We start from the raw sequence: 17,275 nt of genomic DNA, 5'->3' as shown, positions 1-17,275 counted from the left end.
AGAGGTGAGCGGGTTGGACGTTTATCCGCCCTGAAGGTTCGAGGATGATCTGTACGGATGCCACGGGTATACTCGCCGCCTTTACTCAAGTGGGGTTTTGCGCCGGCTGGCGTAGCCTCGGAGCTGATTTTCGCGGAGCGTTCTGCACATGTCCGGCAATACCTACGGCAAGCTGTTCACTGTCACCACCGCTGGCGAAAGCCATGGCCCGGCGTTGGTCGCTATTGTAGATGGCTGCCCGCCGGGGCTGGATATTAGCCTGGAAGACCTGCAGCGTGATCTTGATCGGCGCAAACCCGGCACCAGCCGGCACACCACGCAGCGCCAGGAAGACGACGAGGTGGAAATTCTCGCCGGCGTTTTCGAGGGCAAGACCACCGGTTGCTCGATTGGCCTGCTGATCCGCAACACCGACCAGAAGTCCAAAGACTACTCGGCGATCAAAGACTCCTTCCGCCCGGCTCATGCCGATTACACCTATCACCACAAGTACGGCGTGCGTGACTACCGTGGCGGAGGCCGCAGCTCGGCCCGCGAGACTGCCATGCGCGTGGCAGCTGGGGCCATCGCCAAGAAGTACCTGGCCACCCAGGGCATCGTCATTCGCGGTTATATGAGCCAGCTCGGCCCGATTGAAATCCCCTTCAAGAGCTGGGAATCGGTTGAGCAGAACGCCTTCTTCTGCCCCGACCCGGACAAGGTGCCAGAGCTGGAAGCCTATATGGACCAGCTGCGCCGTGATCAGGATTCGGTTGGGGCGAAGATCACCGTGGTTGCCGAGGGCGTGATGCCGGGGCTGGGCGAGCCGATTTTCGACCGCCTGGACGCCGAGTTGGCCCATGCGCTGATGAGCATCAACGCAGTCAAGGGCGTGGAAATTGGCGCAGGGTTCGACTCTGTGGCGCAGCGCGGCACCGAGCACCGTGACGAAATGACCCCAGAGGGTTTTCTCTCCAACAATGCCGGCGGCATTCTCGGCGGGCTTTCCAGCGGCCAGCCGATTATTGCGCACCTGGCGCTCAAGCCGACCTCAAGCATCACCACACCGGGGCGTTCGATTGATATTCACGGCAACCCGGTGGATATCATCACCAAGGGCCGTCACGACCCCTGCGTGGGCATCCGCGCCACGCCAATCGCCGAGGCAATGATGGCCATCGTGCTGATGGACCACCTGCTGCGCCACCGCGCGCAGAATGCCGATGTGCGCGTCAGCACGCCGGTGCTGCCACAGCTGTGAAGGCCCGCGTAGGTTGGGTTGAGCGCAGCGATACCCAACAATGCGCGCCCTGGGTATCGCTCTGCTCAACCCAGGCTACGACCAAACCATGAACGGCGCATTGCCTTACTGGCGGCTGTCCGGTTTCTATTTCTTCTACTTCTCACTGCTCGGCGCCACCGCGCCGTTTCTCGCGCTGTATTTCGACCACCTGGGGTTTTCTGCCGCGCGGATCGGTGAGCTGATTGCCATTCCCATGCTGATGCGCTGCATCGCGCCGAATATCTGGGGCTGGCTGGGTGACTACAGCGGACAGCGCTTGGCCATCGTGCGCTTTGGCGCGATCTGCACATTGCTGTGCTTTGCCGGCATCTTTATCAGCCAGAGCTATGCCTGGCTGGCGCTGATCATGGCGCTGCATGCGTTCTTCTGGCATGCGGTGTTGCCGCAGTTTGAGGTGATCACCTTTGCCCATTTGAAGGAGCAGGCGGCGCGCTATAGCCAGATCCGCTTGTGGGGCAGCATCGGTTTTATCGTTGCGGTGGTGGGATTGGGCAAGTTGTTCGAGGTGCTTAGCCTGGACGCCTATCCCTGGGCGCTGATTCTGATCATGGGCGGCATCGTGCTGAGCAGCTGGTGGGTGCCCAATGCGCAGCCGCAGATGCGCCCCAATACCTTGGAGCATGGCGGCTTTCTCCAGCAACTGCGGCGGCCGGGGATTCTCGCCTTTTACCTCAGCGCCGGGCTGATGCAGCTGAGCAACGGCCCGTACTACACCTTTCTCAGCCTGCACCTGGAGGCTCTCGGTTATTCGCGCGGGGTGATCGGCCAGCTGTGGGCGCTGGGTGTGGTGGCTGAGATTGTGCTGTTTATGGTTATGGCCCGGTTGCTGGCGCGCTATTCCCTGCGTACCGTGCTGCTGGCGAGCTTTCTGATTACTGCCGTGCGCTGGCTGTTGCTGGGCAACCTGGCCGGGCATTTGCCGGTGCTGCTGTTTGCTCAGTTGATGCATGCCGCGACCTTTGGTGCCTTCCACGCGGCGGCCATGCATTTTGTTCAGCGCAGCTTTGCCGACCGCCAGCAGGGCCAGGGCCAGGCTCTGTACGCCGCATTGGCGGGCGTCGGTGGCGCGCTGGGTGCGTTGTATTCCGGCTATAGCTGGCACAGCTTGGGTGCGGCTTGGACCTTTGCCATCGCCAGCTTGATTGCCCTGGTGGCTGCAGTGATCACCGCGCGTTATGTACGAGATGAGCAGCCCTAGTTTTTATTTGTTGAATTGAACCGTACGAGAGCCCTGACCATGAGCAGCCTGACCGTCTACCACCAGTCTTCGCCCGAGTACCCGAACAAGCTGCTGACTCACGTCGAAGATATCGCCAGCACCTTGGCTGCCGTTGGTGTGCAGTTTAGTCAGGTACCGATAGAGCAGCCAGTTACCGCCGGCACTGCCAGCGATGAACTGATGACGGTCAGCCGCGTACAAGTTGACCAGCTTATGACCGCGCATGGCTACGCCAGTGCCGAGGTCCTGAGCCTGTGTGATGAGCGCGGCGAGGGCAGTGAGCTGGCTCGTGGCCTGCGTTCAGAGCAAAGCTGCCAGCCGGCCCATCTGCATTACTACCTGGCCGGGCGTGGCGTGCTGGCGCTGCATATTGGCGAGTACGTTTACAGCTTGTTGTGTGAGAAGGGCGATCTGTTGCTGATGCCCGCCGGCACTGCGCATTGGTTTGATGGCGGCGAGCACCCACGCTTTGCCGTATTGCGCTTATTCGATAGCCCGCAAGTGCCGGGCTTTGTACTGGTAGAGGGTGATTTTGCCGCAGCGTTTGCCGGGCTGGATGACTGCTGAATCATCAAACTGCTGAACTCTTTTAGCGAGCGGCTATCCTAGCTAGGCGATTTCTTCGCATTAGGAGCGTCAAACTATGGGTTCAGCATTCAACGGTTTACTGGGACTGGTCATTCTGGTTCTGGATATTTGGGCGATTCTCAGCGTGATTAAAAGCAACGCCGAAACGGGCATAAAGGTGTTGTGGATATTGTTGATCGTCTTGCTGCCGGTGATCGGCCTGATTATTTGGGCGTTGATGGGGCCGCGTGGCACGGTCAAGTTTTAGCCACTGGGCGTGGTTTGCAGCGGCGCAGCGGTTAAAAGCCCTGCAGCGGTAGTTGCGCTGGTTGTAATAGCTGCGCCCCTTCCAGTTTGAGCAACAGCGCCTTGCGTGGCAGGCCGCCGGCATAACCGGTGAGGCTGCCGTCGCGGCCGATAACCCGATGGCAGGGAATGATCACGGCAATCGGGTTGGCGCCATTGGCCGCGCCTACTGCACGCACCGCCTTGGGCCTGGCGATCTCGGCAGCGAGGGCGCTGTAGCAACTGGTGCGACCATAGGGGATGGTTTGCAGTGCCTGCCACACAGTCTGTTGAAATGCCGTGCCTTGCGGCGCCAGGGGTAGTTCGAAACGTTGCCGCCGCCCGGCAAAATACTCATCCAACTGGCGGCACACTTCATCCAACTCATCCGTTGCTGCGCGCCAGTGTTCGCCGATGCGCCAGGGCTTACTGTCGATATCCATCAGCAGTTGTTGCAAGCCGGCTTCGTCAGCAGCCAACAGCAGGCGGCCGATTGGGCTGTCGTGGTAGCGGTAAAACATCGGTTCAGCCCTCCGAGCGGCTGATAGCTCAATAACAGGGGGGTTGGCTGTTTGGCTCATGGCTGAACAATAACCGCAGCGCGACTGACTGTCAGTGTAGGACTGACTTTCAAACTCTGGCGGTACTGGCCAGGCGTGAGGCCTTTCCAGCGTTTGAACGCATGCAGAAAGTTCGACACTTCGCTGTAGCCCAGGCGTTCGGCAATCTCCTCCTGGCTCAGGCTAGTGATGGCCAGTAGTTCTTCAGCCAGGGCCTGGCGTACTTCTTCCTGCAGTTGGCGAAAGCTGCTGCCCTGTTGTTCCAAGCGACGGCGCAGGGTGCGGCTGCTGATATTCAGCTCGCCGGCGATCACTTCCATATCCGCCAGCCGCCCCGGTGTGCTCAGCAAGCGATCACGAATCTGCCCGGCCAGACCGCTGCGTATCTGGCGTTTGGCCAGCAAGGCCTGGCACTGCAGCTCGCAGAGCTGGGCGCTGTGTGGGTTGGCGCGGGGCAGCGGCAGGTCAAGCAGCTGGCGCGGGAAGCTGATGCGGTTATGGGCGCAGGCAAACTCCGGCAGCAGGCCGAACTGCTCGATAAAACGTGCAGGATCAGCGGGTGCCGGCATGCTCAGTTGCACCCGACTCAGCGGCACCTTGGCGCCGGTCAGTTCGCGCTGAATCACCATCACCGCCACTGCGTCGCGCAGCAGCAGGAAATTGCGCACCTGGTCTGGTAAATGGCTGCCATCCAGCTCCAGATGCGCGTGACTGGCGTCTTCAAGCAAGGTGATGCGGTTGAAGGCAAAGGTCAGGTCCAGGTAGCGCAGGCCAAGGTCGGCGGCCTGGCGAAAGGTTTGGCTGCTGAGCAGGGCGTAACCCCAGATGCCGTAAGTGGTCAGCTGATAGCGCAGACCGGCCTGCAGGCCCAGATCGTAATGCGCGGGCAGGGCCTCGATCAGGTTGCGGATCAACTGCAGTTCCTGCTCGCCGTCGATTTCGCTGTGCAGCTCGGCCAGTTGCGGGGGGCTGAGGCCGGTGTTGAGCAGGCAGCGTTCGACGCTTAGGCCTTGGTCGAGGCCCAGTTGGGTTAGCAGTTGCGCGCTGGTGATGCTGCGCCGTGGCAAGGTGTAGTGGGCGGCTGCCATGCAGTTGTCCGGTAGTTTGTCCGAAAGTCACAATCCGTTGGCCGACTATGCCATAACCTGCCGGGCGGCTGGCTAGTAGCATCCTGGCATCCGCACTGTTTGCGGTTGGGGATAGCACAATGAATAACACCTCCCAGAATCAGGCTTCCTTGCGCGTGCTGATTATAGGCAGCGGCTTTGGCGGCTTGGGCATGGCCATTCAGTTACAGAAGTCCGGTATTGAGGATTTTCTGATCCTGGAAAAAGCCGCTGAAGTCGGCGGCACCTGGCGTGATAACAGCTATCCGGGCGCGGCTTGTGATGTGCCGTCGCACCTGTATTCGTTTTCCTTCGAGCCGAAAAGCGACTGGAGCCGCAAGTTCGCGCCCCAGGCGGAAATCCACGGCTACATGCTGCATTGCGTGGCCAAGTACCAGCTGCGCTCACGTATTCGCTGTAATGCCGAGGTGGTTTCGGCCGTATTTGATGCGGCGGCAGCGCTGTGGCGGGTGACGCTGAGCAATAGCGAAGAGCTCTGTGCCGAGGTGTTGATCAGCGCCTGCGGTCAGCTCAACCAGCCGGCCTATCCGGCGTTGCCGGGTATCGAGCAGTTCGCCGGTGAGTCCTTTCATTCGGCGCGCTGGCGGCATGATCTGGACCTGACCGGCAAGCGTGTGGCGGTGATCGGCACCGGCGCCTCGGCGATTCAGTTTGTCCCGCAGATCCAGCCCAAGGTGGCGCAGCTGCAGCTGTTCCAGCGCTCGCCGGCCTATGTGTTGGCCAAGCCTGATCGCGCCTATCGGCCGTGGGAGCTGGCGGTAATGCGTCGGCTGCCCTGGCTGCAGCGCCTCGACCGTGGCCTCAAGTACTTGCAGTATGAGATGCGAGGCCTAGCGTTTATCAGCCTGCCGTGGCTGATGAAGCTGATGCGTTTCACCTTTGACCGGCATTTAAACAAGCAGGTCAGTGACCCGCAACTGCGCACCCAGCTGCAGCCGAATTACCCCATGGGCTGCAAGCGTATTCTGATTAGTAACGACTACTTCCCGGCCCTGGCGCAGCCCAATGTGACAGTGATCAGCGAGGCGATCAGCCGCGTCAGCGAGCGCGCAATCATCACCGCCGATGGCCGTGAGCATCCCTGCGATGTGCTGATCTACGGCACCGGCTTTGCCGCCACGGATTTTCTCGCGCCGATGCAAGTTCGCGGGCTCGGCGGTCTGGAGTTGAATCAGGCCTGGCAGGGCGGCGCCGAAGCCTACAAAGGCATCAGCGTCAGCGGCTTTCCCAACCTGTTTATCCTCTATGGGCCCAATACCAATCTGGGCCATAACTCGATCATCTACATGCTGGAAAGTCAGTTCCGCTACGTGCTTGGCTGTATTGATTTGCTGCGCGAGCAAGGTGCCCGTTATGTCGACGTAAAAGTCGCAGTACAGCAGCGCTACAACCAGCAGATTCAGGCCAGCTCACATCGCACGATATGGGAGCAGGGTTGCTCAAGCTGGTACAAAACCGCCTCCGGCAAAAGCACCAACAACTGGCCTGGCTATACCTTTACCTACCGCCAGCAGACCCGCGCACCGGAGCTTGATGACTATGAATGCACCCGTTGAATTCAGCGCGCCGGTGGCCGATCAGGCGCTGCTGCGCAGTGTGCTGCGTACCAGCCTGCGCCTGCTGTTCCGTGGTCTGGTGCGCCCGCCGATGCCGATTGTCGGGCAGCGTGCGGTGTTGCGCCTACTGACTGCCGCCAGCCCGGCGCCGCGTGGTATCACCCGCAGTGCCGGCACCCTGGGCGGGCGACCCTGCGAGTGGCACAAACCGCAGAGCGGCCGTGGCACGGTGCTGCTGTACCTGCATGGTGGCGCTTACCTGATCGGCGGGCCGAATACCCACAGGGCGATTTGCTCCAACCTGGCCAAGCGCGGGCAGATGGAGGTCTGCGCGCTGGATTACCGCCTGGCGCCGGAACACCAATACCCAGCCGCTCGTGACGATGCGTTGTCCGCGTTTCAGGAGCTGCTTACGCTGGGTTACACGCCCGAGCAGATCGTGATTGGCGGCGACTCGGCTGGTGGCAACTTGGCGTTGATTACCAGTTTGCGTTTGCGCGACCTGAACCTGCCGCAACCGGCGGCGTTGGTGTGTTTTTCTCCCGTCACTGACTTTACCGGCACGCAGCTGCACGAGCCGCCAGCCGGTGATCCGCTGATCAATCGCAAATGGGTGGAACAGGCCCTGGCGCTGTATTGCCCGGCGGGCTTGGCTCATGACGACCCTGGCCTGTCGCCGCAGTTTGCTGACCTGCAGGGCCTGGCCCCTATGTTAATACAGGTCGGTGAAGACGAGATTCTGCGTAACGACAGCCTGCGCTTTGCCGACAAGGCCAAGGCGGCGGGTGTAGATGTACGCCTGCAGCGCTATCCGGGTTTGTGGCATGTATTCCAGGCACATGCCGGGATGCTCAACGCCGCCGATTTTGCCCTGGCCGAAGTGGTGAGCTTTCTGCGTGAGCGGGGCTGCTGAGTGAACAACATGCTGATTACCGGTGCCGCCTTAGGGATTGGTGCGGCCACCGCCAGGCTGTTTTATCAACACGGCTGGCAGGCTGGCCTGTTGGGTATCAACCACCAGGCACTGGCCAAGCTGGCCGGTGAGCTTGGCAACGTCTGACATGCCGTGCTGGATGTGGCCGCGAATAGGGCTGAAACAACTTTTGCTGGGCAAACACTGATTGATAGGGCTAGTCTGCAACCAACGCTTCTGACTTGTTCGCCCTGGACAAGCCTGCGTTGGCCAGCCCTGGTCTCAGGTCTGGCTTATGACATATCAGGCAGCACATCGCTTGATTCTCGGGCGGCACTGCAATCGGTGCCGCAACACCGCTGATGCTCTGGCGGTCGCAATGGGAAAGCGTTTATCAGGTCGTTGCACTGCAGTATCGACACCTAGTTGGTTCTTTAGCGTCCTGTAAATTTGTCCATCGCCTGAGGAGGTCACCTTATGAACACAGCCTTGCACGATGATGTCAGTAACGGAGTTTTACGGCGGATGAAGGAAGGTGGCTTCGACTTTGCCAGTTTCCATCCCATCGAGTTCTACGCCTTATTCCCGGATGAGGAGCGGGCCCGTATGGCTACCCGCAAATTTCGAGGTGAGTCCTTACACGCTCTGGTGACCGAGCGTGATGACGGCGTCTGGCACCTGCAAGTCAGTAAAGTAATGTTCGCGACATACCACGGTATTGACGACTTCGAGCATGACCTGGAGTCCGTCGTGGCGCCGCTTGGCGGCAAGCTGGATGGGTGGGGCGTAACCCAGGAGGTCAGGCAGCCATAAAGTCTGAACACTGGCCAGCCATAAGCTGGCCAGTGTCATTTTCAACCTCCGCAAACTATCTCTAACCAATCGTTCCTCGACCCCAGCCTGCGCTTTGTTTCAGACTTGGCGTATGACCGATATCCTGATTTTTACCCATATTGACTACTGCCCACCGGGCCACCTGGGCAAGGTGCTGGAACAGGCGGACCAGCCATTTACCGTGCTGCGCGCAGACCTCGGCGAGTTGGACGGCATTGATCTGGACCGGCCCAAAGCCGTGGCCATCATGGGTGCGGATTCCACGCCATTCGGACACTCAGCCCACGCTGATCCGGACACCTGTTCCACGGTCATCCGGACAGGCAGTCGGAGCGCAGCGACGCAGGATATGCATTGTTAGTCTGAGGTGCCCGGCGTCGTCAATTTCTTCGCCCGCCTGCGCATCGACTCTCCCTTCAGGTTGATCCGGTAGGCGTTGTGCACCAGGCGGTCGAGGATGGCGTCGGCCAGGGTCGGATCGCCGATCAGTTCGTGCCAGTTGTCCACCGGCATCTGACTGGTCACGATGGTTGAGCGTTGGCCGTAGCGGTCGTCCAGCAGCTCCAGCATGTCGCGGCGCTGTTCGTTGGTGAACGGTGCCAGGCCCCAGTCATCGAGGATCAGCAGGTCGGTCTTGGCGTAGCTGCTCATCAGCTTGACGAAGCGGCCGTCGCCATGTGCCAGGCCCAGTTCTTCCAGCAGCCGCGGCAGGCGCAGATAGCGCACGCTGCAGCCGTCCCGGCAGGCCTGGTGGGCCAGGGCGCAGGCCAGCCAGGTTTTGCCGACGCCGGTGGGGCCGCCGATGATCAGGTTGAGGCCGTCGCGCAGCCACTGGCCGCTGCGCAGTTGCAGGATCAGCGCCTTGTCCAGCCCGCGCGGGGCGCGGTAGTCGATGTCTTCGAGGCAGGCGTTGTGCTTGAGCCGGGCCTGGCGTAGGCGGTTGCTCAGGCGCTTGTCGTCGCGCTCGGTCAGCTCGCGATCGACCAACAGGCCGAGGCGTTCTTCGAAGCTCAGGCTGTCGATGTCGGGTGTTTTCAGTTGCTCGGCGAGGGCTTTGAGCATGCCGTGCAGGCGCAGGGTTTGCAGCTTGTCCAGGGTCGGGTGAGGCAGCATGGTGGGATTCCTTTGTTCAGTGGTAGTAGCCGGGGCCGCGCAGGTTGGCGTGGTCGTCCGGTAGTAGGGGTAGGTTCTGTTGAGCCAGCGGCAGGTTTTCCAGGCCTTGGCGCAGAATCGATTCGAGGCTTTTGTAGCTACAGGCACCGAGGCTTAGGGCGCGCTGGCAGGCGGCTTCCAGCCGTTCTTCGCCGTGGTGCTTGCCCAGGCGCAGGATGCCCAGGCAAGCGCGGTAGCCATGCTGCGGATGCACGCGCCGTTCGAGGATGTGGCTGATTACGCCGGCGGTGTTCGGGCCGGTCTGCTCGGCCCAGCGGATCAGCCGTTGAGGCGTCCACTCGGCATGCTCGCGATGGCTCTTGGGCATGTGCTCGGTCTGCGTGCTGTGCCGGCCTTTGTGCAGGGAGCGTACGTGGCTGGCCACCCGCTGGTTGGCGTGGAAGCACTCCACGGTGCGGGCCGTCAGACGCACCTCCAGCTGCTTCTTCACCAACTGGTAGGGCACCGAGTAGTAATGCCCATCGACCTCGACGTGGTAGTCGATATGCACCCGCGCCTTCTTCCACTCGGCATAGACGTAGGGCTGCTCCGGCAACGGGCGCAGAGCCGGGCGATCCAGGCTGGCGAAAGCCGCCTGGCGGGAGCCCGGTAGCTTCTTGAACGGCCGTTGGTTGAGTCGCTCCAGCAGCACGGCGATGGCCCGGTTGAGTTCGTCCAGGGAGAAGAACTGGCGATGGCGCAAGGCGGCGAGGATCCAGCGCTCGACCACCTGCACGCCGACCTCGGCCTTGGCCTTGTCGCGCGGCTTACGGGCCCGCGCCGGCACCACCGCCACACCATAGTGCTCGGCCAGATCGCGGTAACTGGGGTTGATGTCCGGTTCGTAGCGATGGGCCTTGCTCACCGCACTGCGCAGGTTGTCCGGCACCACGATCTCCGGTACCCCGCCGAGGAAGGCGAAGCAGCGGGCATGGGAGCCCAGCCAGTCGGGCAACTGCTGCGACCAGGTGGCCTCGGCGAAGGTGTAGCTGGAGGCACCGAGCACCGCGACGAACACCTGCGCCTGACGGATCTCGCCGCTGTGCCGGTCGATCACCGGCACCGTCTGGCCGGCATAGTCGACGAACAGCTTCTCGCCGACGCGGTGCTCCTGGCGCATCACCACATCCAGTTTGCCCTGCCAGGCCCGGTAGTGGTCGCAGAACCAGCTGTACTGGAAGCCCTGTGGCTGGCCCAGCCGATACTCCTGCCAGAGCAGCGCCAGGGTCACGCCTGGTCGGCGCAGCTCGGCATGCACCCAGGCCCAGTCGGGAGTTGGTCGTTGCTCAGAGGGGATCTCCGGCGGTGGCGGGAACAGGCGCCGCTCCAGCTCGGCGTCGGACAACTCAGTAGGGAGCGGCCAGGAGAGGCCGCAGGCCGTGAATCGGCAAAGGTAATCACCGGCACTGCTGTGACCTATGCCCAGACTGCGGGAGATCTTACGGACAGACAGCCCGCAATCGAACTTGAGGCGCAACACTTCACGGATTTTACGCATGGATAAACGCTCCACGACGACCTCTCTGCTTCGAAAAAGAGGCCAATGGTAGTGAATAAATCCTGCGTAGCTGCCTGCCAGAAAGTGTCCGGATGGCTGTGGAATCAGTGTCCGGATGCTCGTGGAATGGGTGTCCGGATCAGCGTGGAATCACTGTCCGGATGTGCGTGGAATGGGTGTCCGAGTCAGCGCGGAATCCGCAATGGGTGGGCCAATGAGCGTCAACGACCCGCTGCCCTGGTTGCAGACCGAAGTAGCCGCGCTGCAGCATTTTATTCGCCGCGATATTCCGCTGATCGGCCACTGCCTGGGTGGCCAGCTGCTGGCCAAGGCCTTAGGCGCGGAAATTAGCCGCATGCCCTACACCGAAAGTGGCTGGCAGCCGCTAAGTCGCCTGGATCAAGCCGCGCCCAGCCCCTGGTTGCAGCACCTGCCAGAGCAGTTCCCGATGTTTCAGTGGCATGGCGATAGCTTCGCCATTCCGGTTGGCGCACAGCCTTTGCTGAGTAGCCCCTGGTGCAGCAACCAGGCGTTTGCCTGGGGCGACAACGTGCTGGCCCTGCAAGGCCACCCGGAAATGAACGAAGCCCTGGTGCGCCAGTGGCTCGGCGACTGGCATCACCTGCTGGATGAAACCCAGCCCAGCCAGCAGAGCAGGGCGCAGATGCTTGATGAGCTGCCGGCCAAAATCGCCGAGCTGAACCGCGTAGCCGAAGGCTTCTACCGGCACTGGCTGCGTCTGGCCGGGCTCTGAAACTCGGGTAGGGTGGATGACGCTTTACCCATCCACCAGCAGTTGCCCTGTGGTGGATAAAAAGATCGTTATCCCTGCGCGACGGCTTTTGCGCGAGAGGGCCGCAAGCCTCATTTATCGCACGCCTTAAAATGGCGCATCTTGCGACCTGGCGGTCACGATTTCGCCCTGGCTTGGTGCGCTGCTTACTTATAAAGTCATCAAGTCATTGATTTAAAACAGTTATGTTGTATGGCGCGGGCCTTGCAAAGCTGACTCCATGTCCGGGTGACAAGGAGTACGGCATGGCCCGCACCTTTTATGATGAGATGTACGATGCGAGTGGCGCTGTCCGCCCGCATTACCAAGCTTTTTCCCGCTGGTTGGCGGATACGCCGGATGAACTGCTGGCCCAGCGCCGCCGTGAAGCCGATCTGCTGTTCCACCGAGCTGGTATCACCTTCACCCTGTACGGCGACGATCAGGGCACCGAGCGGCTGATCCCGTTCGACATCATCCCGCGCAGCATTCCCATCAGTGAATGGCGAATGGTCGAGCGCGGCTGCAGCCAGCGGGTGCAGGCGCTGAACATGTTCCTCGCCGACCTCTATCACGACCAGCGCATCATCAAGGCCGGCATCATCCCCGCCGAGCAGGTGTTGGCCAATGAGGGCTATCAGATCGCCATGCAGGGCCTTAACCTGCACCGCGACCTTTACGCCCACATCGCCGGCGTCGACCTGGTGCGTGACGGCGACGGCAGCTACTACGTGTTGGAAGACAATCTGCGCACCCCGAGCGGCGTCAGCTACATGCTCGAAGACCGCAAGATGATGATGCGCCTGTTTCCCGAGTTGTTCGCCGCCCAGCGCGTGGCCCCCATCGATCACTACCCGAACCTGCTACTTGATACGCTCAAATCCTCCAGCCCGCTGGATAACCCCAACGTTGTGGTACTGACGCCAGGGCGCTTCAACAGTGCCTATTTCGAACACGCCTTTCTCTCCCGCGAAATGGGTGTGGAGCTGGTCGAAGGCGCGGACCTGTTTGTACGCGACGACAAACTTTTTATGCGCACCACCGCCGGGGCCAAGCAGGTGGACGTGGTCTACCGTCGTCTCGACGATGCCTTCCTCGATCCTCTGGCTTTCAACCCGGACTCCATGCTCGGCGTGCCTGGCCTGCTGGCCTGCTACCGCAGCGGCAATGTGGTGCTGGCCAATGCCATCGGCACCGGGGTGGCGGATGACAAATCCATCTATCCCTATGTCGACGAGATGATCCGCTTCTACCTCAGTGAAGAGCCGATCCTGAAAAACGTGCCGACCTTCCAGTGCCGCAAACCTTCCGAGTTGTCCCACGTGCTGGCCAACCTGGAGCACCTGGTGGTCAAGGAAACCCAGGGCTCCGGTGGCTACGGCATGCTGGTCGGCCCAGCGGCCACCAAGGCAGAAATCGAAGACTTCCGCGCCCGCCTGATAGCGCGGCCCGAGGCTTATATCGCCCAGCCGACCCTGTGCCTGTCGACCTGCCCAACCTTTGTCGAGCGCGGCATCGCTCCACGGCATATCGACCTGCGGCCGTTCGTGCTGTCCGGCAAGGAAACCCGCATCGTCCCCGGCGGCCTGACCCGCGTCGCGCTGCGCGAAGGCTCGCTGGTGGTCAACTCGTCCCAAGGTGGCGGCACCAAAGACACCTGGGTGGTGGAGGACTAATCATGTTGAGTAGAACTGCCTCTGATCTGTACTGGATGTCGCGCTACCTGGAACGTGCAGAAAACCTCGCGCGCATGCTTGAAGTCAGCTATTCGCTGTCGCTAATGCCCCAGGACGGGCGCGGAGATGGCCTGGAAGAGCTGGCCCTGCCGCTGCTGATTACCGGCACCCTGGATGATTACCTGGAGCGCCACGGCCCGCTGCATGCCGAGCGCATGCTGCATTATTTCGCCCTCGATGCGAGTAACCCGGCGAGCATCTACTGCTGCCTGCAGGGCGCGCGCAGCAACGCCCACGCCGTGCGCGGGCGGATCACCGCTGACATGTGGGAAAACATCAACGCCACCTGGCTGGAAATCCACGGCATCGCCCAGCAAGGCCTGAGCCGCTACGGCATCAGCCGTTTCTGCGAATGGGTCAAGGAGCGCTCGCACCTATTCCGTGGTGCTACTTTCGGGACCATCATGCGCGGCGATCCGTACCGCTTTATTCGCCTCGGCACCTTTATCGAGCGCGCCGACAACACCCTACGCCTGCTCGATGCGCGCTACGAAATGCTCGGCGAAGATATCGACGAAGTCGACGGCCGCCCGGCCCGTAGCTACTACCAGTGGACTGCGCTGCTGCGTGCACTGTCTTCGTTCGAGGCCTTTGCCGAGATCTATCGTGGCTCGCCCGGTACGCGCAAAGTCTCCGAACTGCTGCTGTTGCGCGCCGACGTGCCACGCTCGCTGCGCGCCTGCATGGACGAACTCAATCTGATGCTCGCCAGCCTGCCCGGCGACAACGGCCGCCCAGCTCAGCGCCTGGCCGCCGAACTGGAAGCACGACTGCGCTACACCAGCATCGAGGAAGTACTCGACGAAGGCCTGCACGCCTGGCTAACCGATTTCATCCTGTTGGTTCGCCAGCTGGGTCAAGCCATTCAAAGTTCCTACCTGGAGGTCGCATGAGACTGTCCATCAGCCACGACACCACCTATCGCTATGAAGACCAGGTGCGCACCAGCATTCAATACCTGCGCATGACTCCTCACGACAGCGAGCGTCAGCGCGTACTCAGCTGGGAGTTGAGCCTGCCGCGACCGGCGCGCGCGCAACTCGACCCTTACGGCAATATCCTCCATGTGTTGACCATGGACGAGCCCCACGAGTCCATCGTCATCGGTGCCCGTGGCCAAGTAGAAATCGACGAATCGCGCGAGGCCGAGCACGAAAACCAGTCGGCGCTGCCGTTTCTGCGCTTTACCCGCCTGACCGAAGCCGACGAAGCCCTGCGCGAGTTCGCCAAGCTAGAGAGCCGCAGCCGGCCGGACCGCAGCGGCCTGATCGACCTGATGCACGCCCTCAATGCGCATATCCGCTATCTACCGGGCTCAACCGCCGTGGAGACCAGCGCCAGTGAAGCCTTCGCCGGCGGCAAGGGCGTCTGTCAGGATCACGCGCATGCCTTTCTCGCCTGCGCGCGCAGCCTGGGCATTCCGGCACGCTATGTGTCGGGCTATCTGTTTACCGACAGCGAGGATCATTTGGCCAGCCACGCCTGGGCCGAAGCCTGGCTGGATGACGCCTGGTACAGCTTTGACGTGACCAACTGCCTGGCCCGCCCGGAGCGGCATTTGAAGTTGGCGGTGGGCCTGGATTATCTGGATGCTTGCCCGGTACGCGGCATGCGCCGAGGTGGCGGCATCGAGCAGATGCATGCCCAGGTTGAGGTGGAGGTTGCACCGTTGGTGCGGGTGCAACAACAATAGAAGCGCTGCGCAGCGCTTTAATAGGGCACTGCCCACGAAGAGAGGAACCCGATGAACGCCCGTCGCTTAACCCTGCTGCTGTGCGGCGCGGAAACCCTGGGGATGGCCGGCTTTGCCTTGTTCGCCGCGTTGCTGCCGGACTTTCAGGCGCTATGGGGGTTCTCCAATACCGAGGCCGGCTGGATCGCTGGCGGCTTCTTTCTCGGCTATATGGTCGCGGTGCCAATCCTTACCGGGTTGACTGATAAATACGATGCGCGGCTGATCTACCTGGCGGCGATGCTGCTGACCGCCGTGGCCAATGCCGGCTTTGTCTTCGCCGATGGCTTTTGGTCGGCCCTGGCCTGGCGGATGCTGGCCGGTGTCGGCCTGGCCGGCACCTATATGCCGGGGCTCAAGGCATTGTCCGAGCGCATCGAAGGGCCGGCGCAATCCCGCGCGGTGGCCTTCTATACGGCGAGCTTCGGTTTGGGCTCCGCGCTGTCGTTTATTCTCGCCGGCGAGCTGGCCAAGTTCGGCGGCTGGCAGTTGCCGACCCTGCTCAGTGGTATCTGCGCTTTGCTGGCCTGGGCCATGGTCTATTGGGGCCTGCAGCCCAAGGCTGTGGTGCAGCATGCCCCGCGCAAACTGCTGGACCTGGCGCCGCTGAAAAACCGCGCGATTGCCGCCTACTGCCTGGCCTATGCGGTGCACAACCTTGAGCTGTTTGCCCTGCGTGCGTGGGTAGTGGCCTTTGTGGTGTTTTCCGGGCACTTGCAGGGCAGCGATCCCTGGTTGTCCGGCACCTGGGTGGCGATGTTGGGGACCCTGATCGGCATGCCAGCGAGCATTTTCGGCAACGAATTGGCGCTGCGTTTCGGTCGGCAGCGCTGGTTGATCGCGGTGATGCTCAGCTCAACCTTGCTGGCGCTGTTGATTGGCTTAAGTGCAGCGCTGCCGTTCTGGCTGATGTTGCTGCTGGTGCTGCTCTACAGCATCACCGTCACCGCTGACTCCGCCTCGCTGACGGCGGGATTGATTGCCGCTGCGCCGGCTAGTCATCGGGGAGCTGCCATGGCGATTTATTCCTGCACCGGCTTCAGTGGCGCCTTTCTCGGCCCGCTGCTGTTTGGCATCAGCCTGGATGTGTTGGGCGACAAGAGCCTGCTCGGTTGGTGGGCGGCGTTTGCCATGATCGGGGTGATTTTGCTGCTCGGCCCACTGGCGTTGTGGTGGGCGGGAAGGGCGCAGAGCGAGACGAATAACATGGTGGTGATGCCCGCAGAGCCAGCTCGGGTGGGTTAGCCGCCTACCGTACTTACCAGGCGTTATGCGACTTTGGGCGCAGCGTAACCCACCATCGGCGCAACGCGTTCGATTGCTTGGTGGGTTACGCGTCGCACTGCTATCGAAGTTGGATTTTCGAGTGGTGTTCGGCGTCGCTAACCCACCCGAGGCTGTCGCCGCCCGGCCCCTCCCACAATATTCAAGCCATTTTCAATCCAACGGCAATTCAGTGGTGCGCTTCACCTCGCTCATGGCGATATGTGAGTGCGCTTCGAGCACATGCGGGCGTTGCAGCAGGTGGTCGCGCAGGAAACGCTCATAGCTGGCGATGTCCTTGGCCACCACCTTGAGCAGGTAATCCGAGCCCCCGGCCATGGTGAAACACTCCAGCACTTCGGGGTAACCGACTACCGCTTGCTCGAATTCTTCCAGGTTGCTGCGGCCATGGGCCGAGAGTTTGATATCGACAAACACGGTGATGCTGAAGCCCAGTTGTTTGTGGCTGAGCAGGGCAACTTTGCGCTCGATAATGCCTTCTTCCTGCATGCGGTGAATCCGCCGCCAGCAAGGCGATTGTGACAACTCCACCTTTTCGGCGATATCGGCGGCGGAGAGGTCGGCGTTGTGTTGCAGTAGGCGGAGAATCTTGCGGTCGATAGGGCTGAGTTTTTCTTGCATGACTGTTCCGTATTTTTTGTTCTTGTTGGATTAATCATGCGCAGTATCTGCAAATCGGCCAGCAAAAAGAAATAAAAAAGCCGCGCCCTCCGTTCATATTCTTGGCCATGCGCCTTGTGGGGTGATCCCGCACTAGG

At 61.4% G+C, this 17,275-nt stretch carries 16 protein-coding genes and 3 pseudogenes; 14 read left to right on the top strand and 5 right to left on the bottom strand.

The genetic code is table 11. From position 1 onward, the window contains the following. The first annotated feature begins 148 nt into the window (after nucleotides 1-148). The 4 genes from aroC to AC0T4W_RS14580 all read left to right on the top strand — a co-directional run bounded on the left by aroC (nucleotide 149) and on the right by AC0T4W_RS14580 (nucleotide 3,336). Nucleotides 149-1,240, top strand: coding sequence for a chorismate synthase (aroC, locus tag AC0T4W_RS14595; protein ID WP_476320048.1), 1,092 nt, complete (start codon nucleotides 149-151; stop codon nucleotides 1,238-1,240). An 88-nt stretch (nucleotides 1,241-1,328) separates the two neighbouring features. Continuing rightward, a complete protein-coding gene (locus tag AC0T4W_RS14590) occupies nucleotides 1,329-2,480 on the top strand; it encodes an MFS transporter (RefSeq protein ID WP_476323684.1) in 1,152 nt (383 codons plus the stop codon). Nucleotides 2,481-2,519: 39 nt separating this feature from the next. Beyond that, nucleotides 2,520-3,068, top strand: a complete 549-nt coding sequence (locus AC0T4W_RS14585) for an acireductone dioxygenase (protein WP_476320046.1) — start codon at nucleotides 2,520-2,522, stop codon at nucleotides 3,066-3,068. 76 nt (nucleotides 3,069-3,144) lie between these two features. Continuing rightward, the gene (locus AC0T4W_RS14580) at nucleotides 3,145-3,336 is read left to right on the top strand and encodes a PLDc N-terminal domain-containing protein (protein WP_476320044.1); all 192 of its coding nucleotides are present in this window, start codon (nucleotides 3,145-3,147) and stop codon (nucleotides 3,334-3,336) included. Nucleotides 3,337-3,367: 31 nt separating this feature from the next. Here the strand turns inward: AC0T4W_RS14580 and AC0T4W_RS14575 are convergent, their stop codons facing one another. Together AC0T4W_RS14575 and AC0T4W_RS14570 are read right to left on the bottom strand one after the other, a co-directional pair. Next, complete coding sequence (locus tag AC0T4W_RS14575; RefSeq protein WP_476320042.1) at nucleotides 3,368-3,874, bottom strand: methylated-DNA--[protein]-cysteine S-methyltransferase; 507 nt, start codon at nucleotides 3,872-3,874, stop codon at nucleotides 3,368-3,370. Between the two features lie 56 nt (nucleotides 3,875-3,930). Next, the gene (locus AC0T4W_RS14570; RefSeq protein ID WP_476320039.1) at nucleotides 3,931-5,001 is read right to left on the bottom strand and encodes an AraC family transcriptional regulator; all 1,071 of its coding nucleotides are present in this window, start codon (nucleotides 4,999-5,001) and stop codon (nucleotides 3,931-3,933) included. 119 nt (nucleotides 5,002-5,120) lie between these two features. Between AC0T4W_RS14570 and AC0T4W_RS14565 the strand changes: the two genes are divergently transcribed. From AC0T4W_RS14565 to AC0T4W_RS14545, 5 genes and pseudogenes are all read left to right on the top strand, one after another. Further along, the gene (locus tag AC0T4W_RS14565) at nucleotides 5,121-6,596 is read left to right on the top strand and encodes a flavin-containing monooxygenase (RefSeq protein WP_476320037.1); all 1,476 of its coding nucleotides are present in this window, start codon (nucleotides 5,121-5,123) and stop codon (nucleotides 6,594-6,596) included. Further along, a complete protein-coding gene (locus AC0T4W_RS14560) occupies nucleotides 6,580-7,509 on the top strand; it encodes an alpha/beta hydrolase (protein ID WP_476320035.1) in 930 nt (309 codons plus the stop codon). The genes AC0T4W_RS14565 and AC0T4W_RS14560 overlap by 17 nt, the downstream gene beginning before the upstream one ends. Beyond that, a pseudogene (locus tag AC0T4W_RS14555) lies at nucleotides 7,510-7,644 on the top strand (SDR family NAD(P)-dependent oxidoreductase); the annotation flags it as partial. It lies immediately after the preceding gene. A gap of 342 nt (nucleotides 7,645-7,986) precedes the next feature. Further along, nucleotides 7,987-8,322 (top strand): ribonuclease E inhibitor RraB, encoded by a 336-nt coding sequence (locus AC0T4W_RS14550; RefSeq protein WP_476320033.1) that lies wholly within the window; start codon nucleotides 7,987-7,989, stop codon nucleotides 8,320-8,322. 112 nt (nucleotides 8,323-8,434) lie between these two features. Further along, nucleotides 8,435-8,596 (top strand): annotated as a pseudogene (locus AC0T4W_RS14545) (type 1 glutamine amidotransferase); the annotation flags it as partial. Nucleotides 8,597-8,700: 104 nt separating this feature from the next. Here AC0T4W_RS14545 and istB read toward each other — a convergent pair. Together istB and istA are read right to left on the bottom strand one after the other, a co-directional pair. Then, a complete protein-coding gene (istB, locus tag AC0T4W_RS14540) occupies nucleotides 8,701-9,456 on the bottom strand; it encodes an IS21-like element helper ATPase IstB (protein WP_476316371.1) in 756 nt (251 codons plus the stop codon). Between the two features lie 16 nt (nucleotides 9,457-9,472). Then, entirely contained in the window at nucleotides 9,473-10,993 is a 1,521-nt protein-coding gene (gene istA / locus AC0T4W_RS14535; RefSeq protein WP_476317286.1) for an IS21 family transposase, read from the bottom strand. A gap of 196 nt (nucleotides 10,994-11,189) precedes the next feature. On the opposite strand from istA, the pseudogene AC0T4W_RS14530 reads away from it, so the two are divergent. The 5 genes and pseudogenes from AC0T4W_RS14530 to AC0T4W_RS14510 all read left to right on the top strand — a co-directional run. Continuing rightward, nucleotides 11,190-11,747, top strand: a pseudogene (locus AC0T4W_RS14530) (type 1 glutamine amidotransferase); the annotation flags it as partial. 284 nt (nucleotides 11,748-12,031) lie between these two features. Then, complete coding sequence (locus tag AC0T4W_RS14525; RefSeq protein ID WP_476320031.1) at nucleotides 12,032-13,441, top strand: circularly permuted type 2 ATP-grasp protein; 1,410 nt, start codon at nucleotides 12,032-12,034, stop codon at nucleotides 13,439-13,441. Nucleotides 13,442-13,443: 2 nt separating this feature from the next. Beyond that, a complete protein-coding gene (locus AC0T4W_RS14520; protein ID WP_476320029.1) occupies nucleotides 13,444-14,394 on the top strand; it encodes an alpha-E domain-containing protein in 951 nt (316 codons plus the stop codon). Next, nucleotides 14,391-15,194 (top strand): transglutaminase family protein, encoded by an 804-nt coding sequence (locus AC0T4W_RS14515; protein WP_476320027.1) that lies wholly within the window; start codon nucleotides 14,391-14,393, stop codon nucleotides 15,192-15,194. Before AC0T4W_RS14520 ends, AC0T4W_RS14515 begins: the two co-directional genes overlap by 4 nt. Before the next feature lie 51 nt (nucleotides 15,195-15,245). Further along, on the top strand, nucleotides 15,246-16,478 hold the full coding sequence (locus tag AC0T4W_RS14510) for an MFS transporter (protein WP_476320025.1): 1,233 nt from the start codon (nucleotides 15,246-15,248) through the stop codon (nucleotides 16,476-16,478). 192 nt (nucleotides 16,479-16,670) lie between these two features. On the opposite strand, the gene AC0T4W_RS14505 is transcribed toward AC0T4W_RS14510, so the two are convergent. Next, on the bottom strand, nucleotides 16,671-17,138 hold the full coding sequence (locus AC0T4W_RS14505) for an Lrp/AsnC family transcriptional regulator (RefSeq protein WP_476320023.1): 468 nt from the start codon (nucleotides 17,136-17,138) through the stop codon (nucleotides 16,671-16,673). Nucleotides 17,139-17,275 lie beyond the last annotated feature (137 nt).

The sequence above is a fragment of the Pseudomonas sp. C7.1 genome, assembly GCF_056312395.1.
This window is presented reverse-complemented; position numbering and strand designations above follow the sequence as displayed.

What these genes read in the sequence shown, in the direction of transcription:
- aroC (WP_476320048.1), top strand. Translation starts at nt 149, where the DNA reads ATGTCCGGCAATACCTACGGCAAGCTGTTCACTGTCACCACCGCTGGC.
- AC0T4W_RS14590 (WP_476323684.1), top strand. Translation starts at nt 1,329, where the DNA reads ATGAACGGCGCATTGCCTTACTGGCGGCTGTCCGGTTTCTATTTCTTC.
- AC0T4W_RS14585 (WP_476320046.1), top strand. Translation starts at nt 2,520, where the DNA reads ATGAGCAGCCTGACCGTCTACCACCAGTCTTCGCCCGAGTACCCGAAC.
- AC0T4W_RS14580 (WP_476320044.1), top strand. Translation starts at nt 3,145, where the DNA reads ATGGGTTCAGCATTCAACGGTTTACTGGGACTGGTCATTCTGGTTCTG.
- AC0T4W_RS14575 (WP_476320042.1), bottom strand. Translation starts at nt 3,874, where the DNA reads ATGTTTTACCGCTACCACGACAGCCCAATCGGCCGCCTGCTGTTGGCT.
- AC0T4W_RS14570 (WP_476320039.1), bottom strand. Translation starts at nt 5,001, where the DNA reads ATGGCAGCCGCCCACTACACCTTGCCACGGCGCAGCATCACCAGCGCG.
- AC0T4W_RS14565 (WP_476320037.1), top strand. Translation starts at nt 5,121, where the DNA reads ATGAATAACACCTCCCAGAATCAGGCTTCCTTGCGCGTGCTGATTATA.
- AC0T4W_RS14560 (WP_476320035.1), top strand. Translation starts at nt 6,580, where the DNA reads ATGAATGCACCCGTTGAATTCAGCGCGCCGGTGGCCGATCAGGCGCTG.
- AC0T4W_RS14550 (WP_476320033.1), top strand. Translation starts at nt 7,987, where the DNA reads ATGAACACAGCCTTGCACGATGATGTCAGTAACGGAGTTTTACGGCGG.
- istB (WP_476316371.1), bottom strand. Translation starts at nt 9,456, where the DNA reads ATGCTGCCTCACCCGACCCTGGACAAGCTGCAAACCCTGCGCCTGCAC.
- istA (WP_476317286.1), bottom strand. Translation starts at nt 10,993, where the DNA reads ATGCGTAAAATCCGTGAAGTGTTGCGCCTCAAGTTCGATTGCGGGCTG.
- AC0T4W_RS14525 (WP_476320031.1), top strand. Translation starts at nt 12,032, where the DNA reads ATGGCCCGCACCTTTTATGATGAGATGTACGATGCGAGTGGCGCTGTC.
- AC0T4W_RS14520 (WP_476320029.1), top strand. Translation starts at nt 13,444, where the DNA reads ATGTTGAGTAGAACTGCCTCTGATCTGTACTGGATGTCGCGCTACCTG.
- AC0T4W_RS14515 (WP_476320027.1), top strand. Translation starts at nt 14,391, where the DNA reads ATGAGACTGTCCATCAGCCACGACACCACCTATCGCTATGAAGACCAG.
- AC0T4W_RS14510 (WP_476320025.1), top strand. Translation starts at nt 15,246, where the DNA reads ATGAACGCCCGTCGCTTAACCCTGCTGCTGTGCGGCGCGGAAACCCTG.
- AC0T4W_RS14505 (WP_476320023.1), bottom strand. Translation starts at nt 17,138, where the DNA reads ATGCAAGAAAAACTCAGCCCTATCGACCGCAAGATTCTCCGCCTACTG.